The sequence below is a fragment of the Silvibacterium acidisoli genome (genome assembly GCA_022870745.1).
Lineage (GTDB): Bacteria > Acidobacteriota > Terriglobia > Terriglobales > Acidobacteriaceae > Silvibacterium.
The window spans coordinates 134,007-156,236 of the sequence record CP085323.1; the positions used below are offsets into that span (position 1 = coordinate 134,007).

General features: G+C 57.2%; 15 protein-coding genes and 1 pseudogene. 6 read left to right on the forward strand and 10 right to left on the reverse strand.

Annotation, left to right across the window (positions count from 1 at the left end):
* Positions 1-2 precede the first annotated feature (2 nt).
* A complete protein-coding gene (locus LJD29_RS00540; protein ID WP_446745916.1) occupies positions 3-1,406 on the forward strand; it encodes a phytoene desaturase family protein in 1,404 nt (467 codons plus the stop codon).
* 16 nt (positions 1,407-1,422) lie between these two features.
* Positions 1,423-2,088 carry a hypothetical protein gene (locus LJD29_RS00545; RefSeq protein WP_446743798.1) on the forward strand — a complete coding sequence of 222 codons (666 nt, stop codon included), beginning with the start codon at positions 1,423-1,425 and terminating at the stop codon, positions 2,086-2,088.
* Positions 2,089-2,121: 33 nt separating this feature from the next.
* Here the strand turns inward: LJD29_RS00545 and LJD29_RS00550 are convergent, their stop codons facing one another.
* The 7 genes and pseudogenes from LJD29_RS00550 to LJD29_RS00580 form a co-directional block, all read right to left on the reverse strand.
* A complete protein-coding gene (locus LJD29_RS00550) occupies positions 2,122-2,829 on the reverse strand; it encodes a mechanosensitive ion channel family protein (RefSeq protein ID WP_446743799.1) in 708 nt (235 codons plus the stop codon).
* A gap of 13 nt (positions 2,830-2,842) precedes the next feature.
* Positions 2,843-4,078, reverse strand: coding sequence for a hypothetical protein (locus LJD29_RS00555; RefSeq protein ID WP_446743800.1), 1,236 nt, complete (start codon positions 4,076-4,078; stop codon positions 2,843-2,845).
* A 33-nt stretch (positions 4,079-4,111) separates the two neighbouring features.
* Positions 4,112-5,788 (reverse strand): annotated as a pseudogene (gene treS, locus LJD29_RS00560) (maltose alpha-D-glucosyltransferase); the annotation flags it as partial.
* A gap of 77 nt (positions 5,789-5,865) precedes the next feature.
* Positions 5,866-7,260, reverse strand: a complete 1,395-nt coding sequence (locus LJD29_RS00565) for a mercuric reductase (RefSeq protein WP_446743801.1) — start codon at positions 7,258-7,260, stop codon at positions 5,866-5,868.
* Positions 7,261-7,281: 21 nt separating this feature from the next.
* Positions 7,282-7,758, reverse strand: a complete 477-nt coding sequence (locus LJD29_RS00570) for a DUF4126 domain-containing protein (protein WP_446743802.1) — start codon at positions 7,756-7,758, stop codon at positions 7,282-7,284.
* A 68-nt stretch (positions 7,759-7,826) separates the two neighbouring features.
* On the reverse strand, positions 7,827-8,999 hold the full coding sequence (locus LJD29_RS00575) for an acyltransferase family protein (protein ID WP_446743803.1): 1,173 nt from the start codon (positions 8,997-8,999) through the stop codon (positions 7,827-7,829).
* A gap of 81 nt (positions 9,000-9,080) precedes the next feature.
* Complete coding sequence (locus LJD29_RS00580) at positions 9,081-10,067, reverse strand: glycosyltransferase family 2 protein (protein WP_446743804.1); 987 nt, start codon at positions 10,065-10,067, stop codon at positions 9,081-9,083.
* 660 nt (positions 10,068-10,727) lie between these two features.
* Here LJD29_RS00580 and LJD29_RS00585 point away from each other — a divergent pair.
* The 4 genes from LJD29_RS00585 to LJD29_RS00600 all read left to right on the forward strand — a co-directional run bounded on the left by LJD29_RS00585 (position 10,728) and on the right by LJD29_RS00600 (position 19,403).
* Positions 10,728-14,084, forward strand: a complete 3,357-nt coding sequence (locus LJD29_RS00585; protein WP_446743805.1) for a TonB-dependent receptor — start codon at positions 10,728-10,730, stop codon at positions 14,082-14,084.
* Positions 14,085-14,713: 629 nt separating this feature from the next.
* Complete coding sequence (locus LJD29_RS00590) at positions 14,714-18,082, forward strand: TonB-dependent receptor (RefSeq protein ID WP_446743806.1); 3,369 nt, start codon at positions 14,714-14,716, stop codon at positions 18,080-18,082.
* Between the two features lie 141 nt (positions 18,083-18,223).
* Positions 18,224-18,640 carry a VOC family protein gene (locus LJD29_RS00595; protein ID WP_446743807.1) on the forward strand — a complete coding sequence of 139 codons (417 nt, stop codon included), beginning with the start codon at positions 18,224-18,226 and terminating at the stop codon, positions 18,638-18,640.
* Positions 18,641-18,686: 46 nt separating this feature from the next.
* The gene (locus LJD29_RS00600) at positions 18,687-19,403 is read left to right on the forward strand and encodes a helix-turn-helix transcriptional regulator (protein ID WP_446743808.1); all 717 of its coding nucleotides are present in this window, start codon (positions 18,687-18,689) and stop codon (positions 19,401-19,403) included.
* A gap of 2 nt (positions 19,404-19,405) precedes the next feature.
* Here the strand turns inward: LJD29_RS00600 and LJD29_RS00605 are convergent, their stop codons facing one another.
* The 3 genes from LJD29_RS00605 to LJD29_RS00615 form a co-directional block, all read right to left on the reverse strand.
* A complete protein-coding gene (locus LJD29_RS00605) occupies positions 19,406-20,656 on the reverse strand; it encodes a cupin domain-containing protein (RefSeq protein WP_446743809.1) in 1,251 nt (416 codons plus the stop codon).
* A 94-nt stretch (positions 20,657-20,750) separates the two neighbouring features.
* On the reverse strand, positions 20,751-21,644 hold the full coding sequence (locus tag LJD29_RS00610; protein WP_446743810.1) for a LysR family transcriptional regulator: 894 nt from the start codon (positions 21,642-21,644) through the stop codon (positions 20,751-20,753).
* A gap of 110 nt (positions 21,645-21,754) precedes the next feature.
* Positions 21,755-22,198, reverse strand: a complete 444-nt coding sequence (locus LJD29_RS00615) for a RidA family protein (protein WP_446743811.1) — start codon at positions 22,196-22,198, stop codon at positions 21,755-21,757.
* Between the last annotated feature and the right edge of the window lie 32 nt (positions 22,199-22,230).

A 22,230-nucleotide genomic window follows, 5' to 3' on the forward strand; every position in this document is an offset into this window, starting at 1 on the left:
TGATGCGTGCCTCTGTCATCGGATCGGGACCGAACGGACTTTCCGCAGCCATCGTGCTGGCGCAGGCCGGCTACAAGGTCGACGTGTACGAAGCCGAGACCCAGCCGGGCGGGGCGGCGCGCACCATGCCGATGACGCTTCCCGGCTTCCTGCACGACTTCGGATCGGCGGTTCACCCCATGGCCGTTGGCTCGCCCTTCTTCTCTTCCCTGCCGCTGGAGCAATATGGGCTTGAGTGGATAGACTCGCCCGCTCCGGTTGCGCATCCGCTCGACGATGGCACGGCGGTCATGCTGGAACGCGATGTGCAATCTGCGGAAGAGGCATTCGGGCGCGACGGGCGCGCCTGGAGAAGGCTTGTAGAGCCGCTTGCGAAGAACTGGCCCGCGCTTGCTGAAGATATGCTTGGGCCGATGCTGCGCTTTCCTTCACATCCGCTCCTGATGGCGCGTTTCGGATTGCCTGGTGCTCTTTCCGCGAAGCTTCTCTGTGATCTGAACTTTCACAGCCCGCGCACCAGTGCTTTGTTCGCGGGGCTTGCTGCACACTCGATGCTCGACCTTCATGCTCCCTTCACTGCCGCTGTCGGCTTAATGTTTGCAGCGACCGCCCACTCGGTCGGATGGCCGATTCCACGCGGCGGCGCGCAGGCTCTCACGAATGCCCTGATCGCGTACCTGCGCACGCTCGGTGGAACGGTTCACACTTCGCGACGAATCGCATCTCTAGATGAATTGCCGGACGGGCTCACCCTCTGCGATGTCGCACCATCGCGGCTCGCGGAGATTGCAGGCGGTCGGCTCTCCTCCGCGTACCGCAACAGCCTGCGCGGTTTCCGCCATGGTCCGGGGAGCTTCAAGGTCGATTACGCTCTCTCCGGACCGATTCCGTGGCGTGCGAAGGAATGCCTTCGTTCGGCCACCGTACATCTGGGTGGAACTTTCGAAGAGATTGCCCGCAGCGAATACGAAACGGTACATGAACGCATTGCAGAACGTCCTTTCGTGCTGCTCTCGCAGCCGACCCTCTTCGACTCAACGCGCGCGCCTGAAGGCAGGCACATCGCCTGGGCGTACTGCCATGTTCCGAACGGATGCACGGTGGACGTGCAGATGGCTCTCGAAGATCAGATAGAACGCTTCGCTCCGGGCTTTCGAGACTGTGTGCTGGCGCGTCATGTCACATCTCCCGCCGATCTCGAACGGCAGGATGCGAACCTCATCGGCGGCGATGTCGGAGGGGGATCTATGGGCGGTACGCAGCTGTTTCTGCGCCCAACTATTCGAGAGTATGCAACGTCGTCGCCGGACATCTACCTCTGCTCGGCGTCAACGCCTCCTGGCGGGGGCGTGCATGGCATGTGTGGATATCACGCAGCGACGCAAGCCCTGAAGCGCAAACACTGATTTTCGGGCAGAATGGATGCACGGAGAATCAGACCTGATGCTCGATGTACATCCTCCTCACGAGAAAATTCACGGCATGCGCGACTTCTTTCTTCATCTCTTGACGATTACGATTGGATTGCTCATCGCGGTAGGCATCGAAGGCTGTGTGGAGTGGGAACATCATCGGCATCTCGCCCACGAAGCCGAAGCTAGCTTGTATGGTGAGATTAACTCCAACGCTGCGGAGATGCAGGGCGTCATCGACGACATCCATGCGCAGCAAAAAACTCTCGACAGCGATGTCTCCGTGCTGCAGGGCTTCATCGATAAACAGCCGATGAAAGACAAGTCCATGTCCATATCCTGGCGTATTCGTTCCTTCGATGAAGTAAGCTGGAAGACCGCGCAGACAACAGGAGCTCTCGCTTATATGCCCTACGATCTTGCGAAGGAGTACGCGCGCATTTACGGGGTGCAACAGGACTACAACAACATTCAGCATCAGGCACTGCGAGACGCGACAGAGAGCATCTCGTTTTTTGCGGGAACCAGTGGAAAAGACGCTGATCCGTCACCTGAAGACGCGCGCGTCATCAAGGCGAAAGTTCAGATACTACAAGCGCAACTGCTGACCTTGAACAGCTTCGCAGAAGCACTGAATACCGAATACAAGAGATTTCTGGCGGCGCACCATGCCTAGAAGCATTGATCTATCGAATGCGCCGCCCAGACTTTAAAAGTGCCGCAGACGTTCTTCCTGCACCGGCATCTCGATCGGCTTGACGGCTTCCTTCTCGAGCGAGCGGCTTACCAGGTCGCGTGATCCCAGGCCTACTGCCAGCGCCAGCGCCAGAACGATGCCTCCGAAGAGAATGCCGAAGGCCAGGTCGACGATCTGGCCGCCGATTGAGAGATGGTCAAGCACCATGGCCGCAGTCAGCACCATCACCAGCCACTTCACCCCGGTGGCCAGCAGCCGTGCATAATGCAGGTTCAGATTCACCGCGGTGATTAGCACGCTGCGCGAAAGGAATCGCGCAACGATATTGCCGACCAGCAGAAGAATCGCAGCACCAATAATGTGGGGCACGTAGGTGAAGACATACTCTGAAATGCCTGACTCGGCGGAGGCCGCTTCAAAGGCCGAGATCCCGACGAGCAGGCCGATGATCAGGAACCCCCAGAACACCGTGCGAGTGATCACGATTGTCGGAGTATAGGTCGGAGCCCACTCCGAGATACCGCTGTTGCCGCGGCTGATGCGCTCGTCAAACTTCACCGCGGTGAGGATGCGGCGTACTACCCACGCCAGCAGCCACGCGATTGCGACCGAAATCGCAAGCACCACTACAAATGCCAGGATGCCGGGCAGCAACGTCGCGACCTTGGTCGTGACGCGTGCCATTGAATCGCGCAGTGACTGTTCTACCTGTTCCCACATGGCTTGATCCTCCTTACAGGTTCATGCGATCCGGCCATCTCCAGCGGGCCAGCAGATACGGCTTGTTTTCTTCGAAGGCCTGGGCCAGCTGCTCCACGCGCTGTTCAGCCTGCTCGTCGGATGCGTTGGCCATCTCGGTGGCATATGAGGCCACCCAGCCGAGGTACAACGGAGTGAGCGCGCCCAGCAGGTGCACGCGGCTGATGTTGCGCACGCGGTAGCCGAGTGCGAAGTCGTAAATCGCGCGCACCCAAAGCTGATCGGGCATGCGGAATTCCAGCGGATCAAGACGCGCCAGACGCTTCAACTCCAGCAGTGTAACCGGCGGAATGACCAACCGCCAGATTTCTTCGAGGTTGCGGGTCGCCAGCGAGAAGCTCTCGACCATGGGCCGCACGTCCATCGGGCGAACATCCGTCGGAGTTTCGGCCGAAGGGATGCCGAGCGTATTCATCGAGTGCGAAGCTCGAACCCTCTGCCAGAATGCGGCGCAGTTTTCCACCTCCTGGAAGAGCGAGCCGGCTAACTGCGTCAATACGGCTGTCAGATCGAGCCCTTCGGTAAGCATGGTGTGCTGCGCAGCAAGCCTCGCCTGCTCGATGATGCCATCGCCTGTCGCAACCAGGTTGACAGGCCACATGAGCGGAGCCGCTGGAGCACCGCGTCCTGCGTTCGCATCCGCCAGCTTCGGAATGAATCGCGACGACACCGCGAAATCAAACGCCAGCGGATACCGCACACGCTTACCAAACAGTACCCGCGATAACGGCGCCAGCATGCACTTGTTCAAAAGGCCGTCATACTTGCCTTCGGGATACACCGGCATCACCAGATCAGCCTGCCCATCGCGCACCGGCGTGGTGAGCAGCGCAAGCGGCTCAGGCGCAAAGTTTCCAAGATCGCTGTGAATGACCGCGCAGGCATGCGCTTCAAGATTTGCAGCGAGCGAGAGGACGGCGCGATGCGCGGAGGCAGCCTGCGACCACGGCGTCGAGCCCGGATCGAGCGTATCCTGCGGATAAGGCAGAAATTCCGCTGAGGTCATGGTGCTTTCGCTTCCCTGCGCTGCATCGGCACTGGCGTCAGAGTAAGCAATGACAACCTTGCCCGGCATGCCGGCAAGTGCCGATGCGGCGCGCTGTCGAAGCTGCTGCACATCGACCGTGCCCGCCACGCCGATCACCAGGTCGGCCCCGCCGATCTGTTCGATGCGTCTGCGTGTTTCCTCGGGAAATTCGATTCTTGCCATCGTTCCTCGTTCTTAACTTCGTTAGGCAGCAACAGGAGGCGGCTGCAGCTCAAGCCAGATAAATCCGTACGGCCCTACGGTGAGGGGATAGGATTCCTCCGTGATCACCGGGAACGGCACATAACCGATCATTTCGACCGGCATCATGCCGACAAGGTCTGATAGGTCAAGCTGCACCGGCTGCCAGTCACGCGAGAGATTCGCCACGCACAACACCAGCTCATCCTTGTACTCGCGAATATAAGCCAGGATCTTTCGATTGGACGGACTGAGAAAGCGCAGCGTACCGCGGCCGAACACCTGGAAGAGCTTGCGCAACGCGATCATGTTGCGCATCCAGTTCAGCAGAGACGATGGATCTCCCATCTGGGCTTCCACGTTAATCGACTGGTAGCCCCACAGCGGATCCATAATGACCGGACTGTACAGCTTCGCCGGATTGCAGCGCGAGAAACCTGCATTGCGATCGCCGGACCATTGCATCGGAGTACGCACACCATTCCTGTCGCCAAGATAGATGTTGTCGCCCATGCCGATCTCATCGCCGTAATACAAAATAGGTGTACCCGGAAACGAGAACAGCAGGCTGTTCAGCAATTCCATGCGGCGGCGGTTGTTGTCGAGCAGCGGGGCCAGGCGGCGGCGGATTCCCACATTAATGCGCATGCGCGGATCGCCACTGTAAGCCAGGTACATGTAATCGCGCTCGTCGCCCGTCACCATCTCGAGCGTCAGCTCATCATGGTTGCGCAGGAACAGTCCCCACTGGCAGTTCTCCGGAATGTCCGGCGTCTTTGCCATGATGTCGATGATTGGGGTGCTATCTTCCTGTCCCAACGCCATGTAGATTCGTGGCATCAGCGGAAAATGAAAGGCCATGTGGCACTCGTCGCCATCGCCGAAGTAGGGGCGAACGTCCGCCGGTACCTGGTTCGCTTCCGCAAGAATCATGCGATTCGCATAGCGCTCGTCGATGGCCTGCCGCATGGCCTTGATGACAACGTGAGTCTCATCAAGGTTCTCGCAGTTGGTGCCATCGCGCTCGACAAGATACGGCACCGCGTCAAGTCGAAGGCCATCCACACCCATGTCGAGCCAGAAGCGCAGAACTTTGAGAACCTCTTCCAGCACGCGTGGATTATCGAAGTTGAGATCCGGCTGGTGCGAGAAAAAGCGGTGCCAGTAATACGCCTTCGCGACAGGATCCCACGACCAGTTGGACTTCTCCGTGTCAGTGAAAATGATGCGTGCGTCGGAGTACAGATGGTCGGTATCACTCCACACGTAGAAGTCGCGCTCAGGCGAACCCGGAGCAGCATTGCGTGCAGCCTGGAACCACGGATGCTGATCTGACGTGTGGTTGATGACCAGCTCGATCATTACCTGCAGTCCGCGCTTGTGAGCCGCTTCCAGAAACGCACGGAAGTCCTCGACGGTTCCGTAACTCGGATGCACGCTCATGTAGTCGGCGATATCGTATCCATCGTCGCGCAGCGGAGACGGGAAGAACGGCAGAAGCCAGATACACGTGACGCCCAGGTCCTGCAGATAATCGAGCCGCTGCATCAGGCCGGGAAAGTCTCCGATGCCGTCGTTGTTGCTATCGGCAAAGGCCTTTACGTGCAGCTCATAAATAATCGCGTCTTTAAACCAGAGCGGGTCAAGCACGCTTCCTGGCTGCTTTCGAATGCCCGCGTTCGCTACCGCCATCGTTCTATCGTCTCCGAAGAGTGCAGGTTCATTCCTACTAATGTAGACGCTTCACTCGGACCAGGTGTTGACCGGCATTATTCCTCTACCCAGTGCGAGAAAACATTATTCAACGCCTCAGAGAGGGTGGGATGCGAGAAGATGCCATTCTGTAGAGCCGTGTACTTCAATCCGCCCATCATCGCAATCTGGATCATGGACGCGACCTCTCCGCCTTCGATCCCGAGAATCGCAGCTCCAAGGATCTGCTCGCTTTCGGCATCCACGACGATCTTCATCACGCCACGGGTCTCACCGGTTTCAATGGCGCGCGCCACCGACTTCATCGGCATCTTCGCTACGCGAATCTTTTTTCCCTGTTCACGCGCTTCGGTTTCCGTTATACCGATGCGTCCGAGCTGCGGATCCATGAAGACGGTGTAAGGAACCATGCGTCCGCGAATGCTCGCTCCACCGTCGCCTGTAAGATTCGTCTTGAGCACGCGGTAATCATCATAGGAGATATGCGTGAAGGCGGGGCCACCTTTCACATCGCCAATCGCGTAAATACCGGGAACGAGCGTCTCGAGCTGGTCGTTCACCTTGATGTAGCCGCGTTCATCACACGCAACGCCGGACTTTTCGCAGTTGAGCGAATCAGAGTTGGGCACGCGGCCGGCGGCCAGCAACAGGTGCGAGGCCTCAATGGTCTTGCCGCCTGCATTTATCCTCAGCACAGAACCAGCTGCCTCGACTGATGAAAGCTTCGTGCCGAGCAGAAGCTCGATACCGTCCTCGACGAGAATCTGCTTCACTTCCTCGACAATATCTGCGTCTTCTCTTCCAAGAAGCTTAGGGCCATCGTTGATGATCGTCACGCGGCTGCCGAAGCGGCGGAACATCTGTCCGAATTCAATGCCGATGTATCCGCCGCCGAGCACCACAAGATGCTCCGGCAACTGGTCCAGCTCCATAATGGATTCGTTGTTGAGAATCAACGGGCTCTTCGTGTCCACCAGGTCGCGCAGACCGTCGACTTTCGGCACCGCATTGCGCAGGCCCACGTTCAGAACGATCGTATCGGCGGTGATTGTCTTCGAACCGCCCTCGTTAAGCGCAATCGTGAGCTCCTTCGGGGCGATAAAAGAAGCGCGTCCCCGGATCAGCTCAAGGTGCTCGGTCTTCTCAAGGCTCTTTTCGCTGCCGGTACGGAATTCATCAACCACACCACGCTTGCGGTTGCGGACCTCGCTCATGTTTACGAAAACTTCTCCGGAGTGGACTCCGTAATCGGCTGAACGCCTGTCGAGATACGCCACGCGACCGCTGGCGACCATGGTCTTGGTCGGGGTGCAGCCCTCGTTCACACAGGTGCCGCCGACGTGCTTTACCTCGACTATGGCCGTACGTTTTCCGGATCGAGCCAGCGCCATGGCCAACGGATTGCCGCCCTGCCCCGAGCCCACGATGATCGCGTCGTATTTTTCCGTCATTCTCGCCTCTAAACAACAGGTTTAGAAGCGGGAAACCACCCACAGGCCGCCTGCAACCGCAATGAAATCTTCAAGAAGCGCTATCGGAAAGTCGGGAAGCCCGGCGCTGACGGTAAGCGCACGGCGAATGTGATATCCGGCAAAGGAACCGATCAGCGCGCCGATCGCCCCGAAAGCCACTCCCGCACCCGTGGCGACGTGACCGGCAGCAGCCAGCACCACGCCGCAGAGTGCTCCCACAAGCAGGCGAAAGAATAGAGGCGCCGGAGAAGTACGCTTCGGGGTCTTCGGCAGCTTGTCCGCAACCCACTCACCAGCGGCGCAGATCGTAAAGATGATGACCGCTGGAAGATGTGCCGTAAATGCGTAAGGAGTGCCGGCCAACCCGAGCCAGCCGAGACGCGAACCCCAGCAGACGGCCGCCGGGCCGGTCATGGAACGTAGCCCGCTGACTACGCCCAGAATCAGAATGAAAACCAGAACGGTCGTGTTCGTCACGCCAGGATCCTCTGGTGATAAAACCTACACGTGATTCGCAGAGATTACATCTCTTTTCCAGGTCGGAGCTACGGAGCCAGCCTCGACTTAAGCCGCAGGATCGGACTCTCGAACCACGCGAATGATGCAGCGGCCAGAGCCAGGCTCAGCGACACAGCGAGAACCGCTCCGCAAAGTTCCATCACAAAAACGCTTGAAAGCGGGAAAAGCTTGTGAAGCAGGGGGTGGCTTTGCAGAATGTCGACGATCACCGGGTGGAACAGGTAAAAGCCGAAGCTGATCTTGCCCATATACCGGAGCTGCCGATTTAACAGGAGCCACTTTTGCCATCCGAACAGGACAAGTCCGACGCATCCAGTGAACAAAACCGAAGCAGCGGAGTAGAGGAGACACCCCACGAAACCGGTCCGCTCGAAGATCAGGCATATGACGCAGAGCGGCAGTCCAATGGCCGCCATCCATCCAAATATGGGACGGAGGAACTTGCTGCCCTCATGCTCCACCCAATAAATACCCAGGAGGCTGCCCGCAATGATCGAGTCAAGGTGAAAGGGAGTGGAGTGGTAGATCGTGGCGTGATAGTCGGGGTAGCTTATGTGGCGCGAGAGCGCGAAAAGATAATAGCCAACACGCAGCACAGGAGATAGAGCAAACGCGACCCAGAGAATCTTCTTGACTGTCTCCAGCGATAGCCGCCGCAGGAGAACCGGCCAGATCAGGTAAAAATGCTCTTCGATGCAGAGCGACCAGGTCATGCCGAGCATATCGCCGAAACCCAGCAGATTCTGAATAAACAACAGGTAGCAGATCAAAGGCAGGCTGAGGTGGAGATCCTGCCCGCGAGATGCCGCAAAGTGCTGAATGGAACCTACACGCGAGGCCAGGGTCAGCAACAGGTACATTCCCACCACGAACGCGTAATACAAAGGCCAGATGCGCAGACCACGCCGTACATAGAAGCGGTGGTAGTACCGCGGATCCGTGCGGGTGGCGATCAGAATTCTCGTGATCAGAAAGCCGGAGAGGACGAAGAACAGATCGACGCCCAGCCATCCCGTCCCCATAACCGCGCTCAACACTGGCTGCGAGCGCACGATTGCGCCCAGGTGGGTCATCAGAACCAGGAGGATTGCGATGCCGCGGACCCCATCCAAGGCAGGGTTGTGGGCGGACGTTTGAGATCGTGCATGGGTCTCGGCTGGAGCATCTTCAGCCAAGACCGCGGAAGCTTGCTGTGTCATTCGCGCCTGCCAGGTGTGGAATCGTGAGGAATTTTAAGACCGCGCCTGCATGGAGACCGGCCGGCTTCGCCGGCCGAAGCTTTAGTCTTCCTGCAACAGGCTCGGTTCGCCCGGCGCGCGCAGGCGCACCAGCCGGTCGATCGTGTACGGAGCACGCTGCTGCGAGGTGTGATAATGCCGCACCTGGAGCTCACCCAGCAGTCCGATGGCCAGCATCTGGATGCCGCCGAGAATCAGCACACCAGCTACGACAAACAAGGGACCATGCTGATCCATCACATGCTGGTGCGTAAAGAGTTTCAACGCGGCGAGGAAGATTGAGATCATTCCGCCAAAGAGAATACCCAGCGCTCCGAAGATGCCGAAGAAATGCAGCGGGCGCGTCATGTACTTCAGCAGGAAGCGGATCGTCAGCAGGTCGAAGAAGACGCGGAAGGTGCGACCGATACCGTAGTGCGACTTGCCACGCTCGCGATTCACGTTCTTGATCGGAATTTCGCAGATGCTCGCGCCATACCAGGCTGCCAGCGCGGGAATGAACCGGTGCATCTCGCCATATAGGGGGATATTGTGGATGACTTCGCGGCGATACGCCTTATAAGTCGTGCCGAAGTCGTGGATATCCACGCCCGACAGCTTGGCCATCAACCAGTTCGCGCAACGCGAGGGGAAACGGCGCATCACGAAGTTGTCGATACGTTCCTTACGCCATCCGCTGACGACGTCGTAACCCTCTTCGAGCTTTTCGAGGAAGTTCGGAATTTCCGCGGGGTCGTGCTGCAGGTCTCCATCCATGGCGAGGATGAATTCGCCCTGCGCGTGATCGAAGCCTGCGGCCAGCGCGGAGGTTTGACCGAAATTGCGGCGCAGCTTGACGACCAGGACGCGGCTGTCCACCGCGGCGATCTCTTCGAGCAACTTGTAGCTGCGATCGCTCGATCCATCGTCTACCAGCACCAGTTCGAAGCTGTCACCGACTTGCTCCATGACAGCCTTCAGCCGGTCGTACATGGCAGTGATGTTCTCTTCTTCGTTGTGGAAAGGGACGACGATGGAATACTTGGGCATATTGTTCCATTCTACCTAAATCCGGCCCTGCACTGCCTACTTGTTCCTCTCTAAATAACAACGAGGTCTTTGAGGTTGCAGGACGCGCCGGTCTTCGGCGCACCGCCCGCCGAACACAGGCCCGGCAGCGCCAGAGCCGCTTTCAGTCCCCGGAAGGGGGTTAACCAAAAGCACAATTCTCTACAACTTTTGTATTCGTGTTCAAAGTGGGAAAATCTCCACTTTTCAATAGACGCGGGGCCACTATCGTAACAACCGGATAAATATGCTTTTGTTTCTTTTGAGCCCGGACTGCCTCTTATCAATCATTTAAAGAGCCGGATTGCCCGTAAAAATTAAATTTTATCCGGCTTAAGACATATGTAAAAATCCCGCAAATAATAGGCCTTTTTCGGCGCAATACAAAAGAACGTACAAGAAACCGAACGGTCGCTTTCAGGCTTCCCGGCCGCTTGCTTTTGCCAATAATCGTCAGTTACGTTGTTTTTATATTTGCCTTGGATGAATGGGCTGTTGTTCTCAAGGCTACGTAACCTTTCCAGCAACGAGACCGGATAGCGATCCGGCAAAAAACGCGGACCAATAGAAGTGGGGTTCGCGGATTGATGGTTTCTCTTAACGTTCCACTCTATCTGACAAGCACGTGCTTGGAGGCAATACATGAAACACAGATTCACACTCCTGGGGACATCGGTCCTGTCGGCCGTAGTCTGTTTCAGCGGCATGGCGCAGACGATTACCGGCTCCATCAACGGAACGGTAACGGACCCCTCCGGAGCAATCATTCCCAACGCGACCGTAACTGCTCGCAACATCGACACGGGCGTTGAGACCAAGGCGACAACGAACGGCAGCGGCGACTACAACCTCCGCTTCCTGCAGATCGGCCACTACCAGGTAACCATCGGCAACCCCGGCTTCGCGAACTTCGTTTCGTCGCAGTTCACGCTGGAAGTCAACCAGATCGCCAAGATCGACGCCAAGCTCGCCCCGGGCAACGCCACCCAGACCGTAACGGTCAGCGGCAACCTCCAGCCCATCCTTGATACGGACAACGCCACGCTGGCAGGCACCTTTACCGCGAACACCATCCAGAACATGCCGCTGAACGGCCGCAATTTCTCGTCAGCGACCGAGTTTCTTCCCGGAGCCGTGGTGACCAACCCCGCGGGCATGACCGGCCAGAACGCCATTGAGCGCGACACCAACCAGGGCGGCCAGGTCTCGGTGAACGGCAACCGTAACCAGACGAACAGCTACCTGCTGGACGGTGTCGAAATCAACGAAACCATCAACAACGTCATCGGCTACAACCCGAGCCCGGACGCGATTGAGAACCTGACGGTCATCACCTCGAACGCTGCCGCCGAATACGGCAACGTCAACGGTGGCGATGTGATCGCGGTGATCAAGAGCGGTGGCAACCAGTACCACGGTTCGGCCTTTGGCTTCCTCCAGAATGCCAACCTCGACGCCAACTCCTGGGGAAATAACTTTGCTGGCAATCCGAAGCAGCCCTTTACCCAGACGGTTTTCGGCGGCACAGTTGGCGGACGCATCATGAAGGACAAGCTCTTCTTCTTCGCTGATTACGAGGGCGCCCGCTATCAGACCGGCGGTACCCAAACGGTTAGCGTTATTCCGCAAGCCTTCCGCAACGGCGACTTCTCGTCACTTGGAACCCAGCTTTACCATTGGGTAAACGGAGTTCGTCTGCCTTACGCAAACAATCAGGTCCCGGTCACCAACCCCGTGGCTGCCTTCCTGTTTGCGCATCCCGAGCTGTACCCGCTGCCGAACCAGGCACCTACGAGCCATACTATTGCTCAGAACAACTACATCGGCGCGTATCACAAGACCGAACGCAACGATCAGGGCGACATCAAGATCGACTGGCACTACGGCGCGAAAGACGTGCTGGCTGTCCGCTACTCGCAGGGCGAAGCTTCTGACGCCACCCCTGAAACTCCGATCGCCATCACCTTCCCCACCACCAACAGCTATCCGTTCAAGGGGCTGGCCATCAACGAAGTCCACACCTTCAGCCCTTCTATCGTGAACGAGTTCCGCGCGGGCTGGTCACGTGTTCGCTGGGTACAGGGCACTCCTGTTGACACCACCGGCCAGTTTGGAACGAAAGGCGATTCGATCGTCGGCATCAACTTCCCCAACCAGCCCTGCGACGGCTTCACTGCCCAGAGCTGGAACTCCAATGGCGGTAGCAACAACCTGTCGTATCTGACCGGCGTAGGTACCGATTGCTCCGGCAGCAGCCTGATCAACAACATCTTCACCTATGGCGACAACCTGACCATGGAGCTGGGTAAGCATACCTTGAAGATGGGCACGGAAATTGTTCGCTATCAGCAGAACAACTTCTACCCCGGCAATGACGGCATCATGGGTAACGAAGAGTACGGCGGCAGCTTCACCGGCAACGACGTCTCGGACTTCCTCGCCAACGATGTTTACTACGCCGGCGTTTCTGCTGACGTGGGTCGCTCCGGCCAGCGCCAGTACCGCGATGGCTTCTTCTTCCAGGACGATTGGAAGGCAACCGACAAGCTGACCCTGAACCTCGGCCTCCGCTGGGAATACGATCAGCCTATTTATGAAGTCAACGACAAGCAGGCGAACGTGGACCTGGCCACCGGTCAGTACTACTACGCCGGCACCGCCGCAGCCGCCAAGGTCTTCGGCGACGGTCACGCTCTCTACCACCCCACGTACACCAACTTCATGCCCCGCATTGGATTTGCATACCAGCCGAAGGATCGCTGGGTTATCCGTGGCGGATACGGCATCACCAACTTCCTCGAGGGCACAGGCGCCAACCTCCGCCTGAACTTCAACCCGCCCTTCCAGCCCGCATACCAGTACACAGCGCTGCAGGGATCGGCCACGACCGCCGGCACCCCGTTGACCGCGGAAAATGCCCTCCCGGCAAACATCTCCGGCAGCACTGGCGCCAACACGCTGCGTGCCTGGGACAGCAACCTGCGCCCGGCCTTCATCCAGGAGTTCACCCTCTCGGCTGAATACCAGCTCAGCAACCAGACCTCGGTTTCGGTAGGCTACGTTGGCCAGACCGGTCAGCACCTGGTTGATGCTCGCGCCGCCAACCAGCTCACCGCTCCTGGTGCAGTCGCTCCTTACTTCAACCTCGTAGGCCAGAGCGGCAGCATCGTCGAGACGCAGTCGAACTCGATGATGAACTACAACGGCATGCAAGTCACGGTTCGTCACCGCGAGCACAATGGTGTGGAATATACCGTGAACTACACCTACGCCAAGGCCCTGTCGAACAATCCTGGCTTCTACGGCGCCAATTCGGGCGGTAACATCAGCAACGACTACGGCCCGAACTACAGCGCCTACTGGCAGAACGCCTACAACGGCCACGCAGACTACGGCCCGTCCAGCATGGACGTCCGTCACAATCTGAACGCAACCGGCGTCTATGAACTGCCCTTCGGACGCGGCAAGCGCTACGGCACCAACATGAACCGCTGGATCGACGAAGCAGCCGGTGGCTGGAAGCTGACCGGTACGGCTATCGTTTACTCCGGCCTGCCCGTCACCGTCTCGGGTCCGAACTATGCAGCAGTAAACTCGGGTTCCGCGCGTGCGAATCAGTACCGCAAGCTCGTGGTCCGCAACCGCAGCATTGCAAACTGGTTCGGTAACGATCCTTCGGCAACGCCCTGCGATCCTACGACCGCTGGTTCCAACAATGGCGCCTGCGCCTACGGACCTGAAGCCACGGGTGAGTTCGGCAGCGCCGCTAACGGCTCTGAGCGCGCTCCTGGTTTCGAGCAGATCGACCTCTCGGCTGGCAAGGCATTCAAGATCACGGAGAGTCAGAACATCGAATACCGTGCGGACTTCTTCAACGCCTTCAACATCGCCAGCTACAACTATCCCGATGCCAACATCAGCGACAGCACCTTTGGACAGATCAACGATACCCGCTCACAGCCGCGTATCATCCAGATGTCGCTGCACTACAACTTCTAACCAATCTTTCGCTGGCTAACGAAAGCTTTAGCCAGCGAAAGACTGAAAAGACAAGCCCCTGCCTAGGCAGGGGCTTTTTCTTGCCCGCTCAACTCTTCTGATTCGGATTCCCAGGCCTCCTTTACTACGGACGTTCGCCTCTGGCGTACAACTTTCGTGGCATGATGGCTCGCGCAAGCTCGAGACGGACAAAGCATACTGAACGCGGTTACCGATTCGGATCTTAATAATCTTTTTATTTCTTAATGCTTCGATTCGCTGCGCACTGACCGGCGACTATTTTCGAAAAGTTTCGCTAAACGCTTAACCGACCCCATACCCTTCCCTCGCAATCGACTGCAAATACAGGGAATCGTAGAGCGTTTGGCCGGCACCTACAAAAGTCTATACAAGCGACCGAACGGTCTTTTCAGGCTTTCTTTTCTTTCTTGCAATTGTTAATAAACGTCGATTAAGTTGTCTTCTAACTTTCACGAACTCAATCAGCCTGGAGTTCGATTTTGACGTTGGCTTCACAGAAACGAGACCGGAAATCGATCCGGCATAAATCCTAGACCGGCCATAGATCTGGTCCATTGCATGAATTCGACGTTCAACCTGATTCGACAAGTGTTTGGAGGCAACACATTATGAAACAGAAATCCACATTGCTGTTGTGGAGCTTTCTGCTATCGTTTGCAGTCTGTCTTAGCGGCATGGCGCAGACGGTCACCGGATCGGTCCGCGGTACGATCACCGATCCCAGCGGCGCTATTGTTCCGAACGCCAAAGTTACCGCGATCAATACGGCCACCGGCGTAAAAACCACTGACAACACCAACAATGCAGGCGAGTACTCGATTCGCTTTTTGCAGATCGGCCAGTACACCCTGACCGTTGAAATTCAGGGGTTCAACACCGCCCACTATGGACCGTTCTCTCTTGAAATTGACCAGGTCGCCAAGATCGATATTCCGCTCTCTATCGGCCAGACCAGCACCACGGTTACGGTTCAGGAAAACACGCAGCCTATCCTGCAAACGGAAAACGCCACCAACGGCGAGACCTTCACTGAAAACACCATCAACAGTGTTCCTCTCAATGGACGCGATTTCTCGCAGCTGACGGTGTTCACGCCCGGCGCAGTTTCGACCGGTTATGGCACGTATGGTTCGGTGAGTGGCAGTTCATCGAACTCTTCCGAGCGTTCGACCAACGCCAACAACGAAGCGAACGTCAACGGTAGCCGTCAGCAGTCGAACAACTTCCTGCTGGACGGCCAGGAAATCAACGAAAACCTGAACAACACGATCGGTTACAGCCCTAGCCCCGACTCGCTCGAACAGGTCCGCGTGGTCGCTTCGAATGCCAATGCTGAATTTGGAAATGTCAACGGCGGCGAAGTCATCATGGTTATGAAAAGCGGCAGCAATCAGATACATGGAAGCGGTTTCGGTTTCCTGTCCAACGACAATCTGAATGCCAATAGCTGGCAGCACGATTTTCAAGGGGTTCCTAAGAGCGCCTATACGCAGACTATTTTTGGTGGGACCCTTGGTGGTCCGATCATCAAAAACAAGCTTTTCTTTTTCATCGACTATGAGGGCTTCCGCTACCATTCGAGCGGTCAGGCTACGGCCAGCGTAGCTCCTGCGGCTTTCAGAACTGGTGACCTCTCCGTTCTGCAAAACCTCGGCATCCACCTTTACGATACCCAGGCCCCAGGGCGCCCGGCGTACGCGAATAACCAGATTCCCATTCTCAGCCCGGTAGCTGCGTTCCTGTTCTCCCATCCAGAAGCCTATCCTCTGCCAAACCACCAGAGCACGACCGACCCGTTGGATATTTATCAAAACTACATCGGGCCGAGCAAGGTCTTCTCACGCAATGACCAGGGCGACGTCAAGATTGATTGGAACATTCACAACAACGACACGCTCTCTGCCCGCTACTCCCAGGGTTACGCCCAGGACGGAACGGTTGCCGTGCCGATCCCTGTTCAGTTTCCATCTGCCTCGAACTATCCCGATCACCTCGGCACCATCACGTGGACGCACACACTCTCTCCGGAGATTGTGAACTACGCGCGCGCTTCTTACTCGCGTATCCAGTTCAACAGCGGCGTTACAACCGACCCCAGCGGCATTTTCGGATTCAACGGCAACTCCATCGTGGGCATTCCGAGCAATCCGCAGCAGGTACAAGGATTCAGCCAGCAGTCAATTAACGGTATAGGCGGCACAACAGCTCCCGGTCCGGGCTATCTTGATGGATTTGGCGCTAACCCGACGCCGGAAATATTCGTGGACAACGTCTTTGAATATGCCGACAACCTCACGTGGCAGCGTGGCAAGCACCTCTTCAAGTTCGGCGTTCAGTTTGCTCGCTATCAGCAAAACAGCTTTTACCCTGGTAACGACGGCGAGCTCGGCGACTTCACCTATAACGGACAGTATTCTTCGCTGCCTTCCGCAAGCACGTTCTATCCCTTTGCAGACTTCATTCTCGACCGCGCCAACGACGTTCAGATCGGCAATGTTACCGGCCTGACCGGTCAACGGCAGTGGCGTGATGGTGTCTTTGCACAGGACGACTGGAAGGTCACCGACAAGATGACGCTCAACCTTGGCGTCCGTTGGGAATACGATCAGCCCATCTATGAAGTCAACAACAAGATGGCAAATATCGATACCAACACAGGCCAGATCATTTATGCCGGCGTGAATGGCGCCAGCAGGGCTCTTTACGATCCGACCTATACGCAATTCCAGCCAAGATTCGGTTTTGCGTACCAGGCCACGCCCCGCTTTGTGGTTCGCGGCGGTTACGGTATCACCAGCTATCTCGAAGGCATGGGCGCGAACCTCCGCCTCACGCAGAACCCACCCTTCCACACCGACTTCGAACAGCTCGGTGTGAATCCTTCGGACGCCTCGAACGGTCAGTTCTACTCGACGGTCGACGGATTTCCGACTACCCAGGCTGCGACCACGACATTCTATGTGTGGCCAAAAGACCTGAAGCCCTCGTCCACGCAAGAATTCACGCTGATGAGCGAATATGAGCTGACCCCTAGCTCGACGATTCAGGTCGGATACGTCGGTATTCTTGGACATCACCTGACCGATCCCTGGTGGGGCAACCAGCTCACCTCAATCGGTGGAACCGCACCCTATGCCGATATCGTCGGCCAGAACGGTATCGTCAAGTTCAGCTTGACGAACGGCGCCAGCAACTACAACGCGCTGCAGGCCGTCTTCCGCCAGCGTCTTACTGCTGGTCTGGAACTGACTGCGAACTACACATATTCGAAGTCTCTGACAGACAGCTTCGGCTATTACGGTGTCTCGAGCATCAGCGGTCAGTACTATCAGCAGAATGCATACGATATGCGTTCAGAATGGGGACCGTCCGGATTCGACACCCGGCATGCCCTCAGCGTGACCGGCACCTATGACCTTCCCTTTGGCCGCGGAAAGCGTTTCGGCGGGAACATGAACCGTGTGCTCGACGAAGCAGTAGGCGGATGGAAGCTTTCGGGCTCCAATGTTTCCTACGGGGCCTTCCCGGTCACACTGACCTCACCTTCACACTATTCGAGCTCTCTTCATGCTGCCGATGCTCGACCGAATCAACTCCGTCCTCTGCATGTAACCGGCCGCTCCATCAGCGCCTGGTGGGGACCGAACGTGCAAGGTACAAATCCCGGAGCCGCTTGCGTGGCGGACCAGGACAATGGCACCTGCGTCTTCCAACAGCAGTCAGCCACTTCGTTTGGAGATGTTCGCCCGTTCTCCCTCCGTGGTCCCGGATACGAACAGGTCGATATGTCGGTCGCAAAGTCCTTCAGTGTCTGGAGAGAGCAGCACTTCGACTTCCGCGCCGACTTCTTCAACGCCTTCAACATCGCCAGCTACTCTCCGCCGGACAGCGGTGTTTCAAACACAACTTTCGGCCAGATCACCAACACGAACTCCACGGAACGCCACATTCAGCTCTCGCTGAAGTACGCGTTCTAACCAACCTCAACATAAAGAGATCGGGGCGGCCTTCGGGCCGCCCCGATCTTTTTTATGTCAGCCTGCTGACATAATGCTGTCAGGAGCACTCGGTTAACTTCTCTTTGAGCGTGACACCTTACGCACGAATGAGAGGACACCATGAGCACTGCGACCGCCGTTCCAAACGCCACCGAGCAGACCGTACCCACCTTCCGCAATCCCGTTGTCACCTGGTTCGAGATTCCTGCCATCGATTTCGAGCGGGCTGTGCATTTTTACGAGGCAGTCTTCGCGATCCAGATGAAGCGCGATCCGAAGTTTCCTGGCATGGCGATCTTTCCCTATGAGCATCCGGCAGTTACAGGATGTGTCGTCGACAAGCAGGAAGCTGAACTGATATCCGCAGGCGTCTGCGTATTTCTCAATTGCGACAACAAGCTTGACGCGGTCCTCGAACGCACCATCGAAGCGGGCCAGCCCATCGTCGAAGACAAAAACTATATCCCTGCCGTCGGCTGGGTAGCGCGCATCCAGGACACCGAGGGAAACAGCGTCGGTTTGCACGCTATTGTCTAAAACTCGCAATGAGAAACCACAGAATGAAGGATTACGATAAGTCGATATGCGCCGCGCCGACCGACTCTTCCGCATTGTGCAACTGCTGCGATCGGGCCGTCTGCTCACGGCCCGCAGCCTTGCGCAGAAGCTTGAGGTATCCGAACGCACAATCTACCGTGATGTTCAGGAACTGCAGCTCAGTGGCACTCCCATTGAAGGCGAAGCGGGCGTGGGTTACACGCTGCGACGCGACTTCGACATTCCTCCGCTGATGTTTGACCGTAACGAGATTACCGCACTTGTTTTTGGCGCCCGCATGGTCAAGGCATGGGGCGGCATCGAGATGGCAGAGGCAGCCAACCAGGCGCTCCGCAAGATCGAGGCGGTACTGCCTCCGGATCTTCGCGAACGCATCGACCAGGTGCAGCTTTACGCCCCCGACTACAAGGTCCCGAAGCCTCTGCGCCGTACGCTCGATACACTGCACGACGCTGCGGTCAACCGCCGCTTTCTCGAGATGAAGTACGTCAGTGAAAGCGGAGCTGCTACGGAACGGCGCATGCGCCCGCTGGCGCTGATCTTTTGGGGAGGCGCGTGGACGCTGGTGAGTTGGTGTGAGCTGCGCAATGACTTCCGCAGCTTCCGCCTTGATCGCATCCAGGCTTTCGAGGTTTTGGAAGAAGAGTTTATCCCGCGAGCGGGCCAGAGCTTCGCAGACTTTCTGCGCCTCGTGGTGCGAGCAAATGCGGACGGTTCCTACAACGAGAAGCCGTCCGCTTAGCGTTACTTCAACACCGGCTCCTTTGCATGAGGGATGCGATCGATTTCGCCATTATCGAGATGCAGGTGCTCGCGAACGATCAGTTGCGGTAGACGGCGTATCCACTGATTGAGCGATACGTCTGAAAAGCGATCGGACTTGAACATCTCAAGGAATACGATGTCCTCGGTTCCGGTGTTCTCGATGTAATGGCCGGCCACAGCAGGGACGAAGCCTACATCGTTCGCGTTGAAGCTCATGGTGCGTGCCTTGCCGCTTGAAGAAAACACCGTCATGCGCCCTGAGCCTTTAAGCCAGTACTGCCACTCGGAAGAGTTGGGATGCCAGTGCATCTCGCGCATGGCTCCTGGCTTCAGAATGACCAGCGCGGCGGCAATAGTTTTTGACGCAGGAAAGACAGTTGAATCCACGATGCGGGCGCTGCCTCCTGCATCCTCGAAGTCCGGCTTCATCGAACGCATTCGGAAGCTGTAAGACACCTTCGACTCGACTGCCTTGCCACCTACCGCGCGCTTATCGTCTTCGAGTGAACCGGGGATGGTACCCGGGAAAATATACTCTTCATCCGTCGGCAGCTTGGCAATCGCGCTTGCCGGCAATCCAAAGTTCTTTTCTAGAACCTCTGCCGGCGTATGAGCTACCCAGTCGGAGATCAAGAATGTCTGGTATTCCGAGAATGTTCCCTGGTCGAAGACCAGGAGAAACTCGCAGCCATCCGGTCCGAGACCCTGGATCGAGTGCGGAAAGCCGGCGGGAAAAAACCAGAGATCGCCCTCCTTCACATCGTCGATGAAGATCGTTCCATCCGGATTGAGGACGGTGATGCGAGCCGAGCCGTAGAGCATGTATGCCCACTCGTTCGCCGTGTGCCAATGCAGTTCGCGGTAGCTGCCCGCGGTCAGGCGCATGTTCACGCCGGCGAGATCTTTCGAGTCGGGTATATCTTTCTGCGTTACCTGCCGCGTCCAGCCGCCATCCTGGATGCGGCGGTGTGCGAGCTCGAAGGAATACCAAAAGGTCTCAACATCGCCGTGATCGGTATCCGGCGGCGTATTGGAGCTGGCGTTTTCCTGCTGCAGCAGGCGATTGACCGGACCAGGATTATCAGCAGAGTGATTATCTGTTCCCCTGCGGATCTCTTCCCTGCTCTGAGCCGCGGCGATAGGAGAAAATATCGCTCCGGCACTCAGCGCAGCGGCGGCTGCGCCCAGAAACGACCTGCGATTAACAGCTTCCTTGATGGACGAGATCATGTACAAATCCTCTTTCTTCCTTCCACTTCATTAGAGGCTCGGCACGGTGATTCGTCCAACTGTATCTTTGGAACACAGTGATCGGTTTTTCTGATTAGGGATTCGATTGCTTCATTACCTGTTTCGCGAAGGCTACGAAGTTAAGAACCAGCGGATCGCGCGCCTCTTCGGCGACGGCAATTCCGATCTGTGACTGTATCTTTTCGGATGTCAACGGTTTTACCAGCAGCGAATCGCGATAGCGGCTGGCGATGCCGAGTGGAAGGATAGCAACTCCCATACCCGCCGCTACAAGCGCAAGCGCGGTGTCCATCTCGGAGGTCTCCTGGATCACCACGGGGGTGAATTTTGCCCTGCGGCAGATTCCGGTCCATTCCTGGTAGAACCCGGGCGCCAGCCTTTCCGCATAAGCGATGAATGGCTCGTTTGCCAGATCGGCAACCGAAAGCGCTCTCTTTCTCGCCAGCCGATGAGTTTTCGAAAGAACCATGGCAAAGGGCTCGCTGTGCAACGGCGTTACCGTCAGCTTTGGGACGTGCAGTGGCAACCTCACAAACCCAGCCTCGAGCGTTCTCAACCGCAAGGCTTCCACCTGAGCAACGGTCGGCAGATTTTTCAGATCCAGCGTGACGCGAGGATACCGTTTGCGAAAAGCCAGCGCGATGGCCGGAACGATCTGCACCGTCGCGGAAGCGACAAATGCGATGCGGAGATGGCCGATTTCTCCGGATGAGATGGCGCGGGCCCGCTCGCGTGATTCGTTCAATTGTTCGAGCAGATGTTGGGCATCATGGAGCAGGCTCGCGCCGGCCTGCGTCAGGCTTACACTGCGACGATTGCGCGACAGCAGCTGCACGCCGATATCTTCTTCGAGAGCCTTGATCTGTGCGCTGAGCGCGGGCTGCGAGAGGTGCAGCTCCCGTGCGGCACGTCCGAAGTTAAGATGACGCGCTACAGCGATAAACGATCGGAGATGTCTTATCTCCATGTGCGGAAAGCCTCAAGCTCGAGATGAAACGGGCGTCGCATTCGGAGGGATGGAAACGGAAATGGTAAGGGCGGCACGGATGCCCGGACCGCCCTGCATTGTGTGCGCGATTACTTCTTTACAGCGATGGCACTGATCTCGATCTTTGCGTCGCCGATCAGCCCTGCAACCTTAACCGTTGCGCGCGCCGGCTTCGGATCGGGCATCAGCTTGATGTAGACCTTGTTCATCGCCGGCACATCCGCCAGGTCCGTGACGTAGACAGTCACGTTGACGATGTCAGACATCTTGAAGCCAGCCTTCTCGACGACCTTCTGCACTGCCGCGATCGCATTGGTCGTCTGCAGTGTGATATCCGTTCCGGTCACCTTGCCATTTTCATCCGGACCCTGCTGCCCAGCCACGTAAAGTGTTTTGCCTGCAACGTAGCCATCGCTAAACGGCATTCCCTGCTTGAAGTCGATCGCTTTGTTCTGTGCAAACGCGCTTGCCGAAGCACAGAGCGCCATGATTCCGGCCACTGCCAGGCCACGCTTCATCATGTTCTTAGTCATCGTAGGTCTCCTGAGTTTCAAACTCTCCTCCG